The organism is Arthrobacter jiangjiafuii (genome assembly GCF_018622995.1).
Taxonomy (GTDB): Bacteria; Actinomycetota; Actinomycetes; order Actinomycetales; family Micrococcaceae; genus Arthrobacter_B; species Arthrobacter_B jiangjiafuii.
This window is the reverse complement of the sequence record NZ_CP076022.1, coordinates 487698-509842: the sequence shown is the minus strand read 5'-3', so window position 1 is coordinate 509842 and position 22145 is coordinate 487698. Positions and strand designations below refer to the sequence as shown.

9 protein-coding genes and 5 rRNA genes are annotated in these 22145 nt (G+C 60.4%); 5 read left to right on the top strand and 9 right to left on the bottom strand.

What is annotated here, in order from left to right:
• Positions 1–8: 8 nt before the first annotated feature.
• Entirely contained in the window at positions 9–881 is an 873-nt protein-coding gene (locus tag KKR91_RS02525) for a DsbA family protein (protein WP_210231780.1), read from the bottom strand.
• A gap of 168 nt (positions 882–1049) precedes the next feature.
• Here KKR91_RS02525 and otsA point away from each other — a divergent pair, with 168 nt between their 5' ends.
• From otsA to KKR91_RS02500, 5 genes are all read left to right on the top strand, one after another.
• Positions 1050–2513 (top strand): alpha,alpha-trehalose-phosphate synthase (UDP-forming), encoded by a 1464-nt coding sequence (gene otsA / locus KKR91_RS02520; RefSeq protein WP_210231781.1) that lies wholly within the window; start codon positions 1050–1052, stop codon positions 2511–2513.
• Complete coding sequence (gene otsB / locus KKR91_RS02515) at positions 2510–3292, top strand: trehalose-phosphatase (RefSeq protein WP_210231782.1); 783 nt, start codon at positions 2510–2512, stop codon at positions 3290–3292. The genes otsA and otsB overlap by 4 nt, the downstream gene beginning before the upstream one ends.
• A 122-nt stretch (positions 3293–3414) precedes the next feature.
• The gene (locus KKR91_RS02510) at positions 3415–4506 is read left to right on the top strand and encodes an ABC transporter ATP-binding protein (RefSeq protein WP_210231783.1); all 1092 of its coding nucleotides are present in this window, start codon (positions 3415–3417) and stop codon (positions 4504–4506) included.
• A gap of 106 nt (positions 4507–4612) precedes the next feature.
• Positions 4613–5983, top strand: a complete 1371-nt coding sequence (locus tag KKR91_RS02505) for a DUF4032 domain-containing protein (protein ID WP_210231784.1) — start codon at positions 4613–4615, stop codon at positions 5981–5983.
• A gap of 57 nt (positions 5984–6040) precedes the next feature.
• On the top strand, positions 6041–7753 hold the full coding sequence (locus KKR91_RS02500; RefSeq protein WP_210231785.1) for a glycoside hydrolase family 13 protein: 1713 nt from the start codon (positions 6041–6043) through the stop codon (positions 7751–7753).
• Here KKR91_RS02500 and KKR91_RS02495 read toward each other — a convergent pair whose 3' ends face one another.
• From KKR91_RS02495 to KKR91_RS02460, 8 genes are all read right to left on the bottom strand, one after another.
• Positions 7754–9124 (bottom strand): FAD-binding oxidoreductase, encoded by a 1371-nt coding sequence (locus tag KKR91_RS02495; RefSeq protein ID WP_210231786.1) that lies wholly within the window; start codon positions 9122–9124, stop codon positions 7754–7756.
• A 66-nt stretch (positions 9125–9190) separates the two neighbouring features.
• Entirely contained in the window at positions 9191–9676 is a 486-nt protein-coding gene (locus tag KKR91_RS02490; protein ID WP_210231787.1) for an SRPBCC domain-containing protein, read from the bottom strand.
• 172 nt (positions 9677–9848) lie between these two features.
• Positions 9849–9965 (bottom strand): 5S ribosomal RNA (gene rrf, locus KKR91_RS02485).
• A 283-nt stretch (positions 9966–10248) separates the two neighbouring features.
• Positions 10249–13411: ribosomal RNA gene (locus KKR91_RS02480) — 23S ribosomal RNA — on the bottom strand.
• 495 nt (positions 13412–13906) lie between these two features.
• A 16S ribosomal RNA gene (locus tag KKR91_RS02475) occupies positions 13907–15434 on the bottom strand.
• Together the 16S, 23S and 5S rRNA genes form the textbook arrangement of a ribosomal RNA operon.
• 547 nt (positions 15435–15981) lie before the next feature.
• Complete coding sequence (locus tag KKR91_RS02470) at positions 15982–17811, bottom strand: DUF5979 domain-containing protein (RefSeq protein ID WP_210231846.1); 1830 nt, start codon at positions 17809–17811, stop codon at positions 15982–15984.
• Positions 17812–18208: 397 nt separating this feature from the next.
• Positions 18209–18325: ribosomal RNA gene (gene rrf / locus KKR91_RS02465) — 5S ribosomal RNA — on the bottom strand.
• A gap of 275 nt (positions 18326–18600) precedes the next feature.
• Positions 18601–21766, bottom strand: a 23S ribosomal RNA gene (locus KKR91_RS02460).
• Positions 21767–22145 lie beyond the last annotated feature (379 nt).

Below are 22145 nucleotides of genomic sequence, written 5' to 3'. Positions count from 1 at the left end.
GGAAGAACCTACTTGTTGGCGTCGATCGCGGCCTGGACCGTGGTGGTGAAGTCGTTGGCGTTGGTTTCGGCACCGTTGACGTAGACGGTGGGCGTTCCGCTGACGTAGTCCACGCGGGCCAGACGGTCCGCGTAGTTCACGAAGGCGCGGAAGCCGTCGTTCTGGATGCAGTCGGAAGCATTCCCGGCACCCACAGACTCGGCCATGGAAGCCAGCTCCGCGTTCTTGATCTCGCCGTTGTCGTAGTTGGCGAAGATGGAGGTCATGAAGTCCCAGTAGGACTCGGGGTTGGTGTCCGCCACGCACGCGGCGGCATTGGCGCCACGCGAGGAATAGTTGGTGGGCGAGCTGCGGTCCAGGAACGCGACCGTGCGGTACTCGAAGGTGACCTCGCCGGCGTCCAGCCAGGACGCGATCTGTCCGTTGTAGGTTTCCTCGAACTCGGCGCAGTGCACGCAGTTCACATCCACGTAGACGACAATCGGGACAGGCTCGCCCTCGGCAGCCGGAGCGATGCCTGGCGGAATCGGAGCTTCATCGTTTGCCTCGGTCGGCTCGGCCGGCAGCGTGGCAACATCCACGGCAAAAGGCTCCGACGGTTCCAGCGCCGTGGTGGAGGTGAGGGTAATTCCGCCAAATTCATTGGCATTGGCCGGAGACTGCCCGGTCTGGGCCTCCGCACCATTACCGCCGCGCATGGAGTTAATCACGATGAGCGCTACGACCACGATGATCGCTACGACGGCAGCAACCACGCCCCACCGCACCAGGAGCTTGTTGCGCTGCTCCTTCTTCTTCTGGGCTTCACGCATGGCGCGCGCCTGTTCACGCGCAGCAGCCGTGCGATCGGCCTTGCTGGGCTTGGGGTTCCGCTCAGTCATAGTTCCTCATGTCTCTCTCACGCCTACCCGTTTGGGCACGCGGCCGGCAGGCAACAGTTTAGGCCAATGAGCCACGCCGCCTTTACCTCCAACGCCCGCACCGGACACAAAGTTTCCGGGCTTGGATAGAGTGGCATAAACACAAAAGCCAACCAAGGGGTGCATATCGTGAACGCTGCTGCCGCTGATCCTGCAGACAACAATGCCACGGACGGGTATGGCGATTTCGATTTCATCGTGGTTTCCAACCGGCTCCCCGTGGACCGGGTGAAGTCCGACGGCGAGGAAAGCTGGCGCCGCTCCCCCGGCGGGCTGGTCACTGCGCTGGCCCCTGTGATGGGCAAGGCCGACGGCGCGTGGGTGGGCTGGCACGGAGCTCCGGACGAGGAAGTCGACCAGTTCGACCACGACAATATGCATCTGCTGCCGGTGCCGCTGAGTTCCTCCGAGGTGGAGCTGTATTACGAGGGCTTCTCCAACGCCACCCTGTGGCCGCTCTATCACGACGTGATTGCACCCCCGGAGTTCCACCGCACCTGGTGGGACTCCTACCGGACCGTCAACCGCCGGTTCGCCGACGCCGCCGCCTCCATGGCGGCCAAGGGCGCCACGGTGTGGGTCCAGGATTATCAGCTGCAGCTGGTCCCGCAGATGCTGCGCAAGGACCGCCCGGACCTGAAGATCGGCTTCTTCAACCACATTCCCTTCCCGCCGCTGGAGATCTTCGCGCAGCTGCCCTGGCGCCGCGCCATCATCGAGGGCCTGCTCGGAGCGGACCTGATCGGTTTCCAGCGCCCCTCCGACGCCAGCAACTTCCTGCGCTGCGTCCGCCGCTTCGCCGGGCACACCGTCCGCCAGCAGCAGGTCCAGGTCCAGACGGAGGAAGGCATCTCCTATGTCTCCCGGGCCGAGTCCTTCCCCATCTCCATCGACGTGGACCAGATCACCGAACTGGCCAAGCGGGAAGACATCGTCGAGCGCTCCAAGCAGATCCGGCGGGAGCTCGGTGACCCCAAGACCGTGCTGCTGGGCGTTGACCGGCTGGACTACACCAAGGGCATCAGCCACCGGCTCAAGGCCTACGGCGAACTCCTCGAGGACGGCACGCTCACCGTCGAGGATGCGTCCCTGATCCAGGTGGCCAGCCCCAGCCGCGAGCGCGTGGAACAGTACCGGCTGCTGCGCGAAGAGGTTGAAGGCACAGTGGGCCGGATCAACGGCACCTACGACACCATGGGCAGCACCGCCATCCGCTACCTGCACCACAGCTACCCGGTGGAGGAAATGGTTGCCCTGTACCTGGCAGCAGACGTCATGCTGGTGACCGCACTGCGCGACGGCATGAACCTGGTCGCCAAGGAATACGTTGCGGCCCGGACCAACAACACCGGCGCGCTGGTGCTCAGCGAATTCGCCGGCGCCGCGGACCAGCTGCGGCAGGCCGTGCTGGTGAACCCGCACGACATCGACGGTCTCAAGAGCGCCGTACTGGACGCCATCAACATGCCGGACCGCGAGGCCCAGCGGCGGATGCGCCTGATGCGCCGCCAGGTGCTGCAGAACGACGTCGAACGCTGGTCCAAGAACTTCCTCAATGCGCTGCAGCAGACCGAGCCCGGGGAGGAAGGGTGATCGCCCTGCCCGCGGACCTCACCCGGGCCCTTGAACGCCTGGCCGCCGCCGACCCCCTCCTCGTGGCGCTGGATTTCGACGGCGTGCTCGCACCCCTGGTGGAACACGCCGACGACGCCCGGCCACTGCCTGCGTCCGCCGCCGCCGTACAGGCGCTGGCCGCCCTGCCCCGCACCTTCACCGCCCTGATCTCCGGGCGGGCGCTGGGCAGCCTGCGGCTGGTGGCCAGTCCGGATCCGGAAACCCTGCTGATCGGCAGCCACGGGGCCGAAGCCTGGACCGGGCCCAACGCCCAGCCGCTGCAGCTGACCCCGGAGCAGGCCCATCTGCTGGCACGCGCCCGGGACGCGGTAAACGCCGTAGTGAAGATCCATCCGGGCACGTGGCTGGAAGAAAAGCCGGCCGGCGTCGTCCTCCACACGCGCAGCGCCGACGACGACGTAGCTGCCGCCGCCGTCGACGCGGCACGCCGGCGCCTGGGAGAGCTGGACGGGGTGCAGGTCACCGACGGTAAGCGCGTGCTGGAAACATCCGTGGTCCACACCAACAAGGGTGAGGGGATCCGTGCGCTGCGCGGACTCACCGGCGCCGCAGCAGTCCTGTTCGCCGGCGACGATGTGACCGACGAACACGGCTTCGCAGCGCTGCAGCCCGGCGATGTGGGGGTCAAGGTCGGCCCCGGTGACACCCGGGCACCCTTCCGGGTGGCATCCCCCGACGAGTTCACTGCCGTGCTGGAGATGCTGCTGGAACTGCGGCGGACGCGCCAGGCCCGCTAGCCCCAACCCTGTGGCATACTGACCCTGTGACATCGGCCACACTGGCTGACGCGCGTCTTTAACTTCATAAGCACTTCACTACGGATCGTCGGGCACGTACCTGCCCGTGAAGGAGAAACACCATGGCAACGGTAACGTTTGACCAGGCCACACGCCTGTACCCGGGCACTGAACGCCCGGCGGTAGACAGCCTCAGCCTGGAAATCGCCGACGGCGAGTTCCTGGTCCTTGTTGGCCCCTCGGGCTGCGGCAAGTCCACCTCGCTGCGGATGCTCGCCGGACTGGAGGACGTCAATTCGGGCCGCATCCTCATCGGCGACCGGGACGTTACCGACGTTCCCCCCAAAGACCGCGACATCGCCATGGTCTTCCAGAACTACGCCCTGTACCCGCACATGTCAGTCGCCGACAACATGGGCTTCGCCCTGAAGATCGCCGGCATCGGCAAGGAAGAGCGGATGGAACGTGTCCGCGAGGCGGCAAAGCTGCTGGACCTCGAGGACTATCTGGACCGCAAGCCCAAGGCGCTCTCCGGCGGCCAGCGCCAGCGCGTTGCCATGGGCCGCGCTATCGTCCGCAACCCCCAGGTGTTCCTGATGGATGAGCCGCTCTCCAACCTGGATGCCAAGCTGCGTGTGCAGACCCGCACCCAGATTGCGTCGCTGACCCGCAGGCTGGGTGTCACCACCGTCTATGTCACCCACGACCAGGTCGAGGCCATGACCATGGGCGACCGGGTGGCCGTCCTCAAGGACGGTGTGCTGCAGCAGGTTGACACCCCGCGCAACCTCTACGACTACCCGAAGAACGTGTTCGTGGCCGGCTTCATCGGTTCCCCGGCGATGAACCTGCTGGAACTGCCCGTGGTCGACGGCGGTGTCGCGTTCGGCGGCTCCGTCTACCCCGTTGCCAGTTCCATTCTCGGTGCCGCTGCGGGCAACACCGTGACCCTCGGCGTCCGGCCGGAGGACCTGGAGCTGGTGGATTCCTCCAGCGACGGGCTGAAGGTGGAGGTCGACGTCGTTGAGGAGCTCGGCGCCGATGCCTACGTCTACGGACACACCACCCTCGATGGCACCGACCGCGACATGGTGGTCCGCGTGGACGGCCGGCGCCCCCCGCTGAAGGGCGACACCCTGTACGTCCGCCCGCAGCAGGGACATGTGCACCTGTTCGACATCCGCGACGGTGAGCGCCTGGCCGACCACGCCTGACGCCGACCGCTGAAAATGCGGTGGCCCCCCGCCTGTCCTAGACTGGAATAAAGGGGCCACCGCATTCGCTGTTTAAACGGATTAACGTTCGACTAAGGGCGTGCTTATGACCGAACCTGCAGGCGCACAATGGCTGGATGAGCCCACGGATTGGGACCAGCCCGGGAAGCTGCCCCGGACCCGCAGCTCCTCAACGGAAAAATCCCTCGCCTCCCTGAACATCACGGCGGCGTCGATGGATCCTGCCCTACTGGACCTGCCCTGGGATTTGCCGCTGGAGGACTGGCCGAAGGACAACCTCGCAGCCCTGCCCCGCGGCATTTCCCGCCATGTGGTCCGCTTTGCCCGGATGGGCGATTCGCTGATAGCCATCAAGGAAACCAGCGAACACGTGGCCCGGCAGGAATACCACATGCTGCGCAAGCTGCGCCGGCTCAATGTCCCCTCGGTGGCCCCGGTGGCTGTCATCAGCGGCCGCCACGACGCGAACGGCGACGAGCTGCAGCCGGTCCTCGTGACCAAACACCTGCGCTTCTCGCTGCCATACCGGGCCGTCTTCTCCCAGACCCTGCGCGAGGTCACCCTCACCCGCCTCATTGACGCCCAGGCACTGCTGCTGGTCCGCCTGCATCTGGCCGGGTTCTACTGGGGCGATGTCTCCCTGTCCAACACCCTGTTCCGGCGTGATGCCGGCGCCTTCGCCGCGTACCTCGTGGACGCTGAAACCGGGGAACTCTACCCGGAGTTGTCCCGCGGCCAGCGTGAGTATGACCTCGAAATCGCCCGCGTGAACATTGCCGGGGAGTTGATGGACCTTGCCGAGGGCGGCCTGATCGAGGACAGTGTGGATCCGCTGGCGACCAGTGAACGGATCATGGACAGCTACCGCAATCTCTGGGCCGAACTCACCGAGAAGGAGTCCTTTGAACTCGGTGAGCGCTGGCGCGTCAACGCCCGCATCCGCCGCCTCAACGACCTCGGGTTCGACGTCGACGAGCTCACCATCAAGAGCACCGCGGACGGCAGCCAGGTCCAGCTGCAGCCCAAAGTGGTCGACGCCGGCCACCACCAGCGCCGCCTCCTGGGCCTGACCGGCCTGGATGCCCAGGAGAACCAGGCCCGCCGCCTGCTCAACGACATGGACTCCTACCGGGCAGACAACAACCCTGACCTGGACGAGGAATTGAGCGCCCATCTGTGGGTCACCCAGGTGTTCGAGCCGATCGTGAAGGCGGTGCCGCGGGAGCTGGGCAGCAAGCTGGAGCAGGCCGAAGTGGTGCACGAGGTGCTCGAGCACCGCTGGTACATGTCGGAAAAGGAAAACCGCAATGTTCCCATGGCCGAAGCGGTCCAGTCCTATATGGACACCGTGCTCCGGCACCGCCGCGACGAGGCAGCCATCCTGCTCACCGCCGATACCCGGACCATGAAGATCCTCGAGTCCGGCGCGGGACCTGACCAGATGACGGACGGGTAGCCCGCGCTTTCGGCCCCCTCAGCAGAGACCATTCGACAGGAGGATTTCAACCCCAATATGTCCACACCAGCTGTACCCCGCGTCCGACACGACCTGCGCACCATCCCGGTCCACCCAGCCCCGCCCGGCCGCGAATGGTGGCGTTCCTCGGTTATTTACCAGATCTACCCGCGGTCCTTCCGGGACCTGCGCGGCGACGGCGTCGGTGACCTTCCCGGCATCACCGCCGAGATTCCCGCGCTGGCCGAGCTGGCGATCGATGCCATCTGGCTCTCGCCGTTCTATAAGTCTCCGCAGAAGGATGCCGGTTACGACGTCGCCGACTACTGCTCCGTAGATCCGATCTTCGGTACGCTCGATGATTTCGACGCACTGGTTGCCCGCGCTGCCGAGTACGGAATCCGGGTCATCGTGGACCTGGTTCCCAACCACTGCTCCGACCAGCACCCCCTCTTCCAGGCGGCGCTGGCGGCCGAACCCGGCACTCCGGCACGGGACATGTTCATCTTCCGGGACGGACGCGGTGCCAACGGGGAGCTGCCGCCGAACAACTGGCAGTCCCACTTCGGCGGCCCGGCCTGGACCCGCGTCCCCAACCCGGACGGCACGGATGGCCAGTGGTACCTGCATCTGTTCGATTCCTCCCAGCCGGATTTCAACTGGGACAACCCGGCGGTCCGCGAGGAGTTTGAACGGATCCTCCGCTTCTGGCTCGACCGCGGGGTGGGTGGCTTCCGAGTGGATGTCGCCCATGCCCTGATCAAGAAGTCGGGCCTGCCGGACTGGGGCGGCACGGCCGACGGCGCATCATCCGTAGGCTTCCCCGGCTCCGCCGCCCCCATGTTCGGCCAGGCGGAGATCCACGATATTTTCCGGTCCTGGCGCAAGCTCCTGGACGAGTACGACGGCGACCGCGTGCTGTGCGCCGAAGCGAACGTCGATCCCGTGGACCGGATCACCGACTGGGTCCGCTCCGATGAGATGCAGCAGGCCTTTAACTTCGCGTACCTGAACCATCCGTGGGAACCCCGGGAGCTGCGCCGGATCATTGATTCCTCGCTGCGGGCCTTTGACCGGGTGGGGGCGCCCACCACCTGGGTGCTGTCCAACCACGACGTCGTCCGGCATGTTTCCCGCTTCGGCCTGGAAGCGAACAACCTGCGCAGCGGCGACGGTATCGGCCCCCGCGACAGCCAGCCGGATTACCTGCTGGGGGCTGACCGGGCCCGGGCCGCGACCATGCTGATGCTCGGCCTTCCCGGAGGTGTCTATCTGTACCAGGGCGAAGAACTCGGGCTGCCCGACCACACCCTGCTGCCCGACGAGTTCCGGCAGGACCCCACATACCACCGCACGGCTGGTCTGCGTGTGGGCCGGGACGGCAGCCGCGTCCCGCTGCCGTGGCGCGTGAACGAGCCCTCCTTTGGGTTCAGCTCGACTGGCAGGAGCTGGCTGCCCCAGCCTGGGTTCTGGGGCCGACATTCCCGGGACATCGAGCGCCAGGATCCGTTCTCACCGCTGAACATGTACCGCTCTGCCCTGTCGGTGCGGCGGGGGCGCGGCCTGGGCGCCGGGTCCCTGGCCTGGTGGCCGGAGCACGACGACGAAGGGCTGGTGGCGTTCGTCAACGGCAACGTCTTGGTCGCCATGAACATGGGTGAAGCACCGGTGCAGCTTCCGGAGCTCCCGGTCCTGGCCGTGAGCGCGCCGTCGGCCCTTGAGGGCACCCGGCTGCGTCCCAACAGAACGGTCTGGCTGCAGCTGGATTAGCTAAGGCAGGATGGCTTTGCCGGGGTTCAGGATTCCGGCCGGATCGAACACCGATTTGATCTGGCGCTGCAGCTCCTGGACCTCGGCCTGCTGCTCCTGGCCCAGCCAGCGGAGTTTGAACTGGCCCACGCCGTGTTCACCGGTGATGGTGCCGCCCATCGCAAGGGCCACGCTGATGGATTCGTCCAGGGCAGCGTCCAGACGCTCGACGCCGGCGCTGCCCTCTGCCGCATCGACCCAAAACGTGGGATGCACATTGCCGTCCCCGGCGTGCGCCACCACCTTGAGCCGCACCTGGTGCCTGCCGGCCATCCGGTTCAACTCGGCAATGTAGGTCACCAGGCCTGAGCGCGGCACCGCCACGTCCTCGCCGACGCGGACCTCTGTATGCACCGCATCGCCGCGGCTGTGCCGGCGCAGGTCCACCAGCGCCAGCGCTTCTTCGTTGTCTTCCAGGCTCACTGTTCCGCCCAGCGCAGCCAACGCCGCGCGCACCACGGCGGCTTCTGCCTCGGCACCGTATCCATCGGTCTGGATCAGCAGCAGCGCTCCCCCACGGCTTCGGAGGTCAGAGCCGTGGACGGCGTCCAGTGCGGCCATGGTCGGCCCGTCGAGCAGTTCCATAATCGCCGGCTGCACCCGTGCCCGGCCCACGGCAAGGACTCCGGCGGCGGCGCTCTCGATGTCCGGAAAGAAACCGGCCACGGTGCAGGTCTTCACCGGTTGGTAGCGCAGCCGCACGGTGATGCCGACAACGATGCCGAGGGTTCCCTCCGAGCCGGTAAACAACGCAGTCAGGTCATACCCTGCTACGCCCTTGAAGGTCTGGTGTCCGGTGCTCACCAGCGTGCCGTCGGCCAGGACAACATCCAAGGCCAGGACCGAATCACGGGTGACGCCATATTTGGCGCAACGCAGGCCGCCCGCGTTGGTGGCCACGTTGCCACCCACGGTGGAGATGCGGTAGCTGGCCGGGTCAGGCGCATACATGAGTCCATGCTCACCGGCGGCCTTGTTCAGATCAGCGTTAATGACCCCCGGCTCCACCACTGCCAGTTCGTCATCGGGGCGGATCTCGAGGATCCTGTTCATCCGTTCCAGGCTGAGCACTATGCAGCCGGCGGTGGCGTGAGCTCCGCCAGAGACTCCGGTTCCTGCACCACGAGGCACAACCGTTGTGCCTGTGCGTGAGGCCCACCGCAGGATTTCCTGCACCTCCTCGACGGAGCGTGCCCAGAGGACGGCCAGCGGACTCATCTGCTCCAGGACCGGACCCTGGTCGCTGCCATAGGCTGCCCGGATGGCTGCGGAACTGTCCATTTCGATGTCAGGCAGGGAACGGGCAAGGTCCAGCAGCGTGTCGGCGGTCATAACTGGATGCTACCGAACCGTTGTGCGGCTTATCGAATTCCCGAAATGCTTCGACCCCGGTGGAAACTATCTGGCACCCATGAAACGCGCGTAGCGGTCCAGGATCACAGGCCAAGAGGCCGAGAAGCCGAGCGCGGTCTCCACCGGTTCGGCTACCCGGCCCAGCCCGGTGTGCGTGAGGCTGACACGGGTTTCACTGTCCGTGACCGGAACAAAGCTGATGCGCACCTCGCTTGGGGTCTGCGGATTCTGGGCCGCCACCCAATCCAAAACCAGTTCGGCGTCCTGCACCTTCGAAGTGACAGTGGCCCACAGAGAGACCTGTCCGTCAGCACCTGTTTCCGTAAGGGCGCCGGCCTCGAATGCCGGGTGCGTGTCTTCCCCGTACTCCGTGTACTCCTGCGGCCACCAGAGGTGGATGTACTCGATGAATCCGTTGAACGCCTCGTGCAGCTCGCGGGGCACCACCCGCTCGAGGACGATGTCAGCGACCGTAGCAGCCTCCCGGGACGGCTCGGGCTGCTCGGCGTGGGAAAAGAGGGAGGAGTTCATCTTCCAAGCCTAGCCGCGAGGCAACATCTGGTTAGACAGCTGGTTAAACACGTGGGGCCCCACACGAATGCGGGGCCCCACGCCTCTGAACAACCAGTACTTTCTCCACCGGGTTAAACAGCTGAGGTCCGTACCTCACTGGTACGGACCTCAGCCTCTGAACATAAAATATGTCCGGCGGTGACCTACTCTCCCACATCCTCCCGGATGCAGTACCATCGGCGCTGTGGGTCTTAGCTTCCGGGTTCGGAATGGGACCGGGCGTTTCCCCCACGCTATGACCGCCGTAACCCTTCCACCCACACCACCCATAACAAACCTGGGTGAGGGGAAATCAATGGTCACAACAAAACACACAAAGCCTAAACCAGGCGTGTTTCAAAGCGAAGTTATAACTGTAATTATACGGCACGCACGTCCCTGTTAAGAGACGGTTGATGCCGGTTCCACGGTGACAAACCACACGGGTTTGTTATCCGGGAACCACATAGTGGACGCAAGCAGCACATGATCTAACAACACCCTTTATACTTTGACGGACCGTTTGAAGTCGTGTCCGTCCAGGTGAGGTTGTGGTGTAAGTTATCGGCCTATTAGTACCGGTCAGCTTCACGGGTCTTTAGTCCCCGCTTCCACATCCGGCCTATCAACCCAGTGGTCTGGCTGGGGGCCTCTCACACACAAGGTGTATGGAAATCTCATCTCGAAGCGGGCTTCCCGCTTAGATGCTTTCAGCGGTTATCCCATCCGAACGTAGCTAATCAGCGGTGCACTTGGCAGTACAACTGACACACCAGAGGTTCGTCCGTCCCGGTCCTCTCGTACTAAGGACAGCCCTTCTCAAATTTCCTGCGCGCGCAGCGGATAGGGACCGAACTGTCTCACGACGTTCTAAACCCAGCTCGCGTACCGCTTTAATGGGCGAACAGCCCAACCCTTGGGACCTACTCCAGCCCCAGGATGCGAGCGAGCCGACATCGAGGTGCCAAACCATGCCGTCGATATGGACTCTTGGGCAAGATCAGCCTGTTATCCCCGAGGTACCTTTTATCCGTTGAGCGACGGCCATTCCACAATGTACCGCCGGATCACTAGTCCGACTTTCGTCCCTGCTTGAGATGTCTCTCTCACAGTCAAGCTCCCTTGTGCACTTACACTCGCCACCTGATTGCCAACCAGGCTGAGGGAACCTTTGGGCGCCTCCGTTACTCTTTAGGAGGCAACCGCCCCAGTTAAACTACCCATCAGGCACTGTCCCTGACCCGGATTACGGGCCGAAGTTAGATATCCAGTATGACCAGAGTGGTATTTCAACGATGACTCCACCCGAACTGGCGTCCGGGTCTCACAGTCTCCCACCTATCCTACACAAGCCACACCGAATATCAATACCAAACTATAGTAAAGGTCTCGGGGTCTTTCCGTCCTGCTGCGCGTAACGAGCATCTTTACTCGTACTGCAATTTCGCCGAGTTTATGGTTGAGACAGCGGGGAAGTCGTTACTCCATTCGTGCAGGTCGGAACTTACCCGACAAGGAATTTCGCTACCTTAGGATGGTTATAGTTACCACCGCCGTTTACTGGGGCTTAAATTCCCAGCTTCGCCCGTAAGGGCTAACCGGTCCTCTTAACCTTCCAGCACCGGGCAGGAGTCAGTCCGTATACATCGTCTTGCGACTTCGCACGGACCTGTGTTTTTAGTAAACAGTCGCTTCCCCCTGGTCTCTGCGGCCCTGATCCCCTCCGGACAGCTTGTGTCCTTCAAGGTTGGGGCCCCCCTTCTCCCGAAGTTACGGGGGCATTTTGCCGAGTTCCTTAACCATAATTCTCTCGATCGCCTTAGTATTCTCTACCTGATCACCTGTGTCGGTTTGGGGTACGGCGGCTAAAACCTCGCGCCGATGCTTTTCTAGGCAGCATAGGATCACCGGATTCCCACCAAAGTGGGTCCCATCAGATCTCAGGTATCGTCATCAAAGACACAGCAACGGATTTACCTATCGCTGACCCTACATCCTTAGACCAGGACAACCATCGCCCGGCCCGGCTACCTTCCTGCGTCACACCTGTTAATACGCTTACCTCCCAGGATCAGGTCCCGCGCTCCACCAAAAACCGGGTCGCCACAAGGGCGGCCGGTCAGGTATTGGGCGGTTAGTATCCCCCGCTTGGTATTGGCGGTTTTTCGCCGGTACGGGAATATCAACCCGTTGTCCATCGACTACGCCTGTCGGCCTCGCCTTAGGTCCCGACTTACCCAGGGCAGATTAGCTTGACCCTGGAACCCTTGATCATTCGGCGGACGGGTTTCTCACCCGTCTTTCGCTACTCATGCCTGCATTCTCACTCGTGTAGGCTCCACCGCTGGTTTACACCGCGACTTCACTGCCCACACGACGCTCCCCTACCCATCCAAACGCTTGAACGAAAATGGATAAACCATCCGCTTGGCTAATATTTGAATGCCACAACTTCGGCGGTGTACTTGAGCCCCGCTACATTGTCGGCGCGGAATCACTTGACCAGTGAGCTATTACGCACTCTTTCAAGGATGGCTGCTTCTAAGCCAACCTCCTGGTTGTCTTCGCAACTCCACATCCTTTCCCACTTAGCACACGCTTAGGGGCCTTAGTTGGTGGTCTGGGCTGTTTCCCTCTCGACTATGAAGCTTATCCCCCACAGTCTCACTGCTGCGCTCTGACTTACCGGCATTCGGAGTTTGGCTGACGTCAGTAACCTTGTAGGGCCCATTAGCCATCCAGTAGCTCTACCTCCGGTAAGAAACACGCAACGCTGCACCTAAATGCATTTCGGGGAGAACCAGCTATCACGGAGTTTGATTGGCCTTTCACCCCTACCCACAGCTCATCCCCTCCATTTTCAACTGAAGTGGGTTCGGTCCTCCACGCGCTCTTACACGCGCTTCAACCTGGCCATGGGTAGATCACTCCGCTTCGGGTCTAGATCACGCCACTGCATCGCCCTATTCAGACTCGCTTTCGCTACGGCTTCCCCTCACGGGTTAACCTCGCGACGTAACACTAACTCGCAGGCTCATTCTTCAAAAGGCACGCTGTCACAAGCACAGCACCACAAGTGGCACTGCCCTGCTCCAACGGATTGTAGGCACACGGTTTCAGGTACTGTTTCACTCCCCTCCCGGGGTACTTTTCACCTTTCCCTCACGGTACTTGTCCGCTATCGGTCATCAGGGAGTATTTAGGCTTACCAGGTGGTCCTGGCAGATTCGCACGGGATTTCTCGGGCCCCGTGCTACTTGGGATCCTCTCCAAGCGGCAGCATACATTCCGGTTACGGGGCTAACACCCTCTACGGCCTGGCTTTCAAACCAGTTCACCTATGCATCTGCACTCACTTCACCAATCCGGCAGAATCGGTACGGAAAGTCCCGCAACCCCAGTGATGCAACGCCCGCCGGCTATCACACACCACTGGTTTAGCCTCTTCCGCGTTCGCTCGCCACTACTAACGGAATCACTGTTGTTTTCTCTTCCTGTGGGTACTGAGATGTTTCACTTCCCCACGTTCCCTCCACGCACCCTATGTGTTCAGATGCGGGTCACCCGGTCACTCGCGCGCCGGCGGGGTTTCCCCATTCGGACATCCTGGGATCAACGCTCGGTTATCAACTCCCCCAGGCTTATCGCAGATTCTACGTCCTTCTTCGGCTCCTGATGCCAAGGCATCCACCGTGTGCCCTTAAAAACTTGACCACAAAGATCAATATATTATCGCTATCGAGAAAACCATGGAAACCGGTAAAACCGGTCACCAGGTTTATCTGAAATTGCACTTAATAATTTAAGATGCTCGCGTCCACTATGTAGTTCTCAAACAACAACCCCGTCACACCCCGCCACCACCACGTATTCACCGTGGAAGCATTGGACCTGCGCAGGAACAATCAGAAACAACACGAAACCGTGTCCCTCCAGACCTGTAAAGGCTTGAATTCTTCGGTCCTGTTGTCTCAGGACCCAACAGTGTGCCAAACGGAAAAACCCGGTACTCGAGACACCGGCAGCGTTTTCCAGTCCCACCCCGAAGGATGAAACGTACTGATGCTGCCAGGCTCAACGCCGGGCACCTGCTTATTGATATTCCACCCTTGAGCACCCACCGGAGAACATATGTCTCCGATATGGGCATCTCCTGCAAGAACCACATCCAACACTGTGGAAGGACGCAGACCTTGAGGTGCTCCTTAGAAAGGAGGTGATCCAGCCGCACCTTCCGGTACGGCTACCTTGTTACGACTTAGTCCCAATCGCCGGTCCCACCTTCGACGGCTCCCTCCCACAAGGGGTTAGGCCACCGGCTTCGGGTGTTACCAACTTTCGTGACTTGACGGGCGGTGTGTACAAGGCCCGGGAACGTATTCACCGCAGCGTTGCTGATCTGCGATTACTAGCGACTCCAACTTCATGAGGTCGAGTTGCAGACCTCAATCCGAACTGAGACCGGCTTTTTGGGATTAGCTCCACCTCACAGTATCGCAACCCTTTGTACCGGCCATTGTAGCATGCGTGAAGCCCAAGACATAAGGGGCATGATGATTTGACGTCGTCCCCACCTTCCTCCGAGTTGACCCCGGCAGTCTCCTATGAGTCCCCGCCATAACGCGCTGGCAACATAGAACGAGGGTTGCGCTCGTTGCGGGACTTAACCCAACATCTCACGACACGAGCTGACGACAACCATGCACCACCTGTAAACCGGCCACAAGTGGGGGACCTGTTTCCAGGCCTTTCCGGTTCATGTCAAGTCTTGGTAAGGTTCTTCGCGTTGCATCGAATTAATCCGCATGCTCCGCCGCTTGTGCGGGCCCCCGTCAATTCCTTTGAGTTTTAGCCTTGCGGCCGTACTCCCCAGGCGGGGCACTTAATGCGTTAGCTACGGCGCGGAAAACGTGGAATGTCCCCCACACCTAGTGCCCAACGTTTACGGCATGGACTACCAGGGTATCTAATCCTGTTCGCTCCCCATGCTTTCGCTCCTCAGCGTCAGTTAATGCCCAGAGACCTGCCTTCGCCATCGGTGTTCCTCCTGATATCTGCGCATTTCACCGCTACACCAGGAATTCCAGTCTCCCCTACATCACTCTAGTCTGCCCGTACCCACTGCAGACCCGGGGTTGAGCCCCGGGCTTTCACAGCAGACGCGACAAACCGCCTACGAGCTCTTTACGCCCAATAATTCCGGATAACGCTTGCGCCCTACGTATTACCGCGGCTGCTGGCACGTAGTTAGCCGGCGCTTCTTCTGCAGGTACCGTCACTTTCGCTTCTTCCCTACTGAAAGAGGTTTACAACCCGAAGGCCTTCGTCCCTCACGCGGCGTCGCTGCATCAGGCTTTCGCCCATTGTGCAATATTCCCCACTGCTGCCTCCCGTAGGAGTCTGGGCCGTGTCTCAGTCCCAGTGTGGCCGGTCACCCTCTCAGGCCGGCTACCCGTCGTCGCCTTGGTGGGCCATTACCCCAACCAACTAGCTGATAGGCCGCGAGTCCATCCAAAACCGCATAAAGCTTTCCACGGACCGCCATGCGGTGGTCCGTTGTATCCGGTATTAGACCCGGTTTCCCAGGCTTATCCCGAAGTTAAGGGCAGGTTACTCACGTGTTACTCACCCGTTCGCCACTAATCATTTTGTGCAAGCACAAAAGTCATCGTTCGACTTGCATGTGTTAAGCACGCCGCCAGCGTTCATCCTGAGCCAGGATCAAACTCTCCGTAAATGTGTTACAGACACAGCACCGGAGCCAAGGAAAATTGGCTGCACGGTCCTGCACTAAATTCGAAACCAGCTAAAAAAGTCCTTCCCACCCACGGGGTGGGCGGAAGAACCAGTTCAACCAATTAAAATAAATTGGTATCAATAAACTTGGCACACTATTGAGTTCTCAAACAACAGATGCATACGAAATACTCGGAGAAAACAATTACTTGTTTTTCTTTTCTCTTCGCTGCAGTGTTTCTTTATTCTATTCCATCCGGACCGTATTTGGCAATTCGGGATATTCCCGAAGTCTGCTTCATTTTGTCCGGATAATCCCACGCAAAATCCCCGGCTTTCCGCTCCCGGGCCGTGAGGCGCAGGGTGGATCACCAGGATGTTTTTGGTGGGGTTTGGCCGCCATGCTCTCAGGAGTTTCTCAACTCCCGGCCGCGGCGACTTAGAAGACTTTACACAGGTTTGGACCCAGCCGCAAATCGCCCCGAAAGTACCGGAGCCGGACCTCTTTGAAGGCCCGGCTCCGGCAATATAGCGCCGCTGATCAAACCCTAGCCATGGCGTCGGCGGGTTGACCCCAGGACCAGTGACGAGCCGGCGAGCAATGCGCCGCCGCCCGCGATAGCGAGGCCGTATGTGGCGGAGCCGGCACCGGTCTTCGGCAGCTGCCCAGCGGACGGCTGCCGGTCGGCGGGCGGCTGCCGATCGGCGGGCGGCTGCGGCTGCGGCTCCTCCGGCGGCGGCACAGGTGCATACACGTTGACCACCTCGACGGTCTGCGATTGTCCCGGCATGATGGTTACTTCACCAGTTCCTGAGGTTTCCACAGTCACGTCCTCGCTGGCTCCGGACACAGGCTCCGAGACCCGACACAGCACTCCAGCCGGAATACCTTCGTACCGCTGGGTAAAGGTATCCGCAGTGGCTCCCTCGGGGATCACGAAGATCTCATCGATGATTCCATCACCGCACTGGATGTGCAGCGCAATTTCTTCCTGAAGGCCGGCACCGGAGCCGCTGATGGTTTTGGTTACCAGAAGGCTGCCCGGGTTGAATTCCACCGTGTTCCTGATTTCCAGGATGTTCTCCCCTTCAGTGATCGTCACCGGGGCCGGGAGGACGGGCGTTACGGTTACCTCCGCCGTCGACCCGGTGCCTTCCTCCGTTACCGAGCACACCGTTCCTACCGGCAAATCGGTCACGGTCTGACTGAACTGCGTTGCTGTCCCCGCAGGGATCTCGATAACAAAGGCGCCCGCCGGGCCGCAGTCGACTACGAGGGTAGTGGCACCCTGACTACCAACCGCTCCGCCGGCAAAGGTTTTGTTCACCACGAGGTCTCCCGGCACGAAGAACTCCGCGGTCGCCTCGGCAGTAGCTTCCAACACCGTGCTCGCGGCGAGGATGAGGGGTTGCGCATTCTCCATGCCCGGATTGCCGCCGTCGTAGACGTAGACGTTGCCGGTTTGGACGGGGACGGTAGCCCGGGCGCTAAGGACTCCCGGAGCCGTTGATCCCGGCGGACTGCCCACCCAGATCTGGGTCCCCGTAGGGACTGGGCTCCCGTTCGTGATAGGGACGGTCCCGGCAGCATCCGCAAACATGGTGTATCCGGTCGGCACCGAAAGCGTAACCTCCGCGGCTCCTTCCGCCATGACCGTGAACGGGCCCGCCACGCCTCCCGCCGGACCCGCAGCAACCGGTGGGGTAACAGTGATACTCGGTGGGGGCGGTTCTACCAGGGGCCCGTTGGCCTGTGCGTCGGCGACGATCGCCTCGACCGCGTCTCTGATGACCGTCTCCGAAGTATTGACCAGGTATCCGTCGGTAAAGTACCAGATCGCACCCTGCACCGCCGCAGCCTGCTGATTAGCGCTTAGGTCCGCAGGCATTGCGGGATTCGCAGGATAGTAATTGTTTAGGACGTAATTCACGTAGCCGAGGTTGGCTACGTTGGATTCCTCCCAGGCCCCCTGAACGTAGCCGACGCCGACCATGGTTTCCACCGCTGTGTCGATGCAGTACATCTGCCCGATCCCGCCACCGGCATCCTCAGTCAGAATGATGCCCGCGAACCGGCCGGTCACTGGCACTCCCACTGGGTTTTCCTCCGGATACGGAGTCAAGGGATCCGGAGGGGTGGGATTATCAGCCACGAACGCCTGTACCCTTTGAGCGGGCCCAAGCTCGGTAGTCACGACTTCCGCATTGGTGCCGGCTACCGCTTGGGCGTCCGTATCCGCCCACCAGGCATTCGCGGGTGCCGCGAACGGTGCCAGTAGCAGCGCTGCAGCGGCCGCCATGCCTAAAAGAGACCTTCGTAGCCGGCGCTCGGGCCCCGGCCGACGCCGAGGGCCGGAAGGAAAGTAATAATGGCTCATAAGGGTCTTCCTGCTTCTATCCCTAAGGATGACTCGCGAGTGACCATGCCGAAACAAGTTCGGCCTGTGTTCTAGGCACAGTATGTGGAATCCGAGGCCGGAGGTAGGCGAAACCTCCATATTCGTAGAAGCCGGGCAGAGACCAAATTAGCTATTGACATTCCCTGGTTAAACAGGAAGACCCCGTACCAACACTGGTACGGGGTCTTTCCGTCGGCCGGCGCGTTGATCCCAGGACCAACAAAGATCCGCCGAGCAGCGCCCACCGCCGGCGCGAGACTCTTCCCCGCCCCGGGAACAGCACCTTCTGCCGTCTCGGCGAACTGGACTTGCGCCGTTAAACAGCTGAGGTCCGTACCATCACTGGTACGGACCTCAGCCTCTGAACATAAAATATGTCCGGCGGTGACCTACTCTCCCACATCCTCCCGGATGCAGTACCATCGGCGCTGTGGGTCTTAGCTTCCGGGTTCGGAATGGGACCGGGCGTTTCCCCCACGCTATGACCGCCGTAACCCTTCCACCCACACCACCCCGGCAAACAAACCCCAGGGTGAGGGGAAATCAATGGTCACAACAAAAACACGCGTAGTGTTTCGATGCAATATATAACTGTAATTATACGGCACGCACGTCCCGGTTAAGAGACGATTGATACCGGTTCCACGGTGACAAACCACACGGGTTTGTTATCCGGGAACCACATAGTGGACGCAAGCAGCACATGATCTAACAACACCCTTTATACTTTGACGGACCGTTTGAAGTCGTGTCCGTCCAGGTGAGGTTGTGGTGTAAGTTATCGGCCTATTAGTACCGGTCAGCTTCACGGGTCTTTAGTCCCCGCTTCCACATCCGGCCTATCAACCCAGTGGTCTGGCTGGGGGCCTCTCACACACAAGGTGTATGGAAATCTCATCTCGAAGCGGGCTTCCCGCTTAGATGCTTTCAGCGGTTATCCCATCCGAACGTAGCTAATCAGCGGTGCACTTGGCAGTACAACTGACACACCAGAGGTTCGTCCGTCCCGGTCCTCTCGTACTAAGGACAGCCCTTCTCAAATTTCCTGCGCGCGCAGCGGATAGGGACCGAACTGTCTCACGACGTTCTAAACCCAGCTCGCGTACCGCTTTAATGGGCGAACAGCCCAACCCTTGGGACCTACTCCAGCCCCAGGATGCGACGAGCCGACATCGAGGTGCCAAACCATGCCGTCGATATGGACTCTTGGGCAAGATCAGCCTGTTATCCCCGAGGTACCTTTTATCCGTTGAGCGACGGCCATTCCACAATGTACCGCCGGATCACTAGTCCCGACTTTCGTCCCTGCTTGAGATGTCTCTCTCACAGTCAAGCTCCCTTGTGCACTTACACTCGCCACCTGATTGCCAACCAGGCTGAGGGAACCTTTGGGCGCCTCCGTTACTCTTTAGGAGGCAACCGCCCCAGTTAAACTACCCATCAGGCACTGTCCCTGACCCGGATTACGGGCCGAAGTTAGATATCCAGTATGACCAGAGTGGTATTTCAACGATGACTCCACCCGAACTGGCGTCCGGGTCTCACAGTCTCCCACCTATCCTACACAAGCCACACCGAATATCAATACCAAACTATAGTAAAGGTCTCGGGGTCTTTCCGTCCTGCTGCGCGTAACGAGCATCTTTACTCGTACTGCAATTTCGCCGAGTTTATGGTTGAGACAGCGGGGAAGTCGTTACTCCATTCGTGCAGGTCGGAACTTACCCGACAAGGAATTTCGCTACCTTAGGATGGTTATAGTTACCACCGCCGTTTACTGGGGCTTAAATTCCCAGCTTCGCCCGTAAGGGCTAACCGGTCCTCTTAACCTTCCAGCACCGGGCAGGAGTCAGTCCGTATACATCGTCTTGCGACTTCGCACGGACCTGTGTTTTTAGTAAACAGTCGCTTCCCCCTGGTCTCTGCGGCCCTGATCCCCTCCGGACAGCTTGTGTCCTTCAAGGTTGGGGCCCCCCTTCTCCCGAAGTTACGGGGGCATTTTGCCGAGTTCCTTAACCATAATTCTCTCGATCGCCTTAGTATTCTCTACCTGATCACCTGTGTCGGTTTGGGGTACGGGCGGCTAAAACCTCGCGCCGATGCTTTTCTAGGCAGCATAGGATCACCGGATTCCCACCAAAGTGGGTCCCATCAGATCTCAGGTATCGTCATCAAAGACACAGCAACGGATTTACCTATCGCTGACCCTACATCCTTAGACCAGGACAACCATCGCCCGGCCCGGCTACCTTCCTGCGTCACACCTGTTAATACGCTTACCTCCCAGGATCAGGTCCCGCGCTCCACCAAAAACCGGGTCGCCACAAGGGCGGCCGGTCAGGTATTGGGCGGTTAGTATCCCCCGCTTGGTATTGGCGGTTTTTCGCCGGTACGGGAATATCAACCCGTTGTCCATCGACTACGCCTGTCGGCCTCGCCTTAGGTCCCGACTTACCCAGGGCAGATTAGCTTGACCCTGGAACCCTTGATCATTCGGCGGACGGGTTTCTCACCCGTCTTTCGCTACTCATGCCTGCATTCTCACTCGTGTAGGCTCCACCGCTGGTTTACACCGCGACTTCACTGCCCACACGACGCTCCCCTACCCATCCAAACGCTTGAACGAAAATGGATAAACCATCCGCTTGGCTAATATTTGAATGCCACAACTTCGGCGGTGTACTTGAGCCCCGCTACATTGTCGGCGCGGAATCACTTGACCAGTGAGCTATTACGCACTCTTTCAAGGATGGCTGCTTCTAAGCCAACCTCCTGGTTGTCTTCGCAACTCCACATCCTTTCCCACTTAGCACACGCTTAGGGGCCTTAGTTGGTGGTCTGGGCTGTTTCCCTCTCGACTATGAAGCTTATCCCCCACAGTCTCACTGCTGCGCTCTGACTTACCGGCATTCGGAGTTTGGCTGACGTCAGTAACCTTGTAGGGCCCATTAGCCATCCAGTAGCTCTACCTCCGGTAAGAAACACGCAACGCTGCACCTAAATGCATTTCGGGGAGAACCAGCTATCACGGAGTTTGATTGGCCTTTCACCCCTACCCACAGCTCATCCCCTCCATTTTCAACTGAAGTGGGTTCGGTCCTCCACGCGCTCTTACACGCGCTTCAACCTGGCCATGGGTAGATCACTCCGCTTCGGGTCTAGATCACGCCACTGCATCGCCCTATTCAGACTCGCTTTCGCTACGGCTTCCCCTCACGGGTTAACCTCGCGACGTAACACTAACTCGCAGGCTCATTCTTCAAAAGGCACGCTGTCACAAGCACAGCACCACAAGTGGCACTGCCCTGCTCCAACGGATTGTAGGCACACGGTTTCAGGTACTGTTTCACTCCCCTCCCGGGGTACTTTTCACCTTTCCCTCACGGTACTTGTCCGCTATCGGTCATCAGGGAGTATTTAGGCTTACCAGGTGGTCCTGGCAGATTCGCACGGGATTTCTCGGGCCCCGTGCTACTTGGGATCCTCTCCAAGCGGCAGCATACATTCCGGTTACGGGGCTAACACCCTCTACGGCCTGGCTTTCAAACCAGTTCACCTATGCATCTGCACTCACTTCACCAATCCGGCAGAATCGGTACGGAAAGTCCCGCAACCCCAGTGATGCAACGCCCGCCGGCTATCACACACCACTGGTTTAGCCTCTTCCGCGTTCGCTCGCCACTACTAACGGAATCACTGTTGTTTTCTCTTCCTGTGGGTACTGAGATGTTTCACTTCCCCACGTTCCCTCCACGCACCCTATGTGTTCAGATGCGGGTCACCCGGTCACTCGCGCGCCGGGCGGGGTTTCCCCATTCGGACATCCTGGGATCAACGCTCGGTTATCAACTCCCCCAGGCTTATCGCAGATTCCTACGTCCTTCTTCGGCTCCTGATGCCAAGGCATCCACCGTGTGCCCTTAAAAACTTGACCACAAAGATCAATATATTATCGCTATCGAGAAAACCATGGAAACCGGTAAAACCGGTCACCAGGTTTATCTGAAATTGCACTTAATAATTTAAGATGCTCGCGTCCACTATGTAGTTCTCAAACAACAACCCCGTCACACCCCGCCACCACCACGTATTCACCGTGGAAGTCTTGGACCTGCGCAGGAACAATCAGAAACAACACGAAACCGTGTCCCTCCAGACCTGTAAAGGCTTGAATTCTTCGGTCCTGTTGTCTCAGGACCCAACAGTGTGCCAAACGGAAAAACCCGGTACTCGAGACACCGGCAGCGTTTTCCAGTCCCACCCCGAAGGATGAAACGTACTGATGCTGCCAGGCTCAACGCCGGGCACCTGCT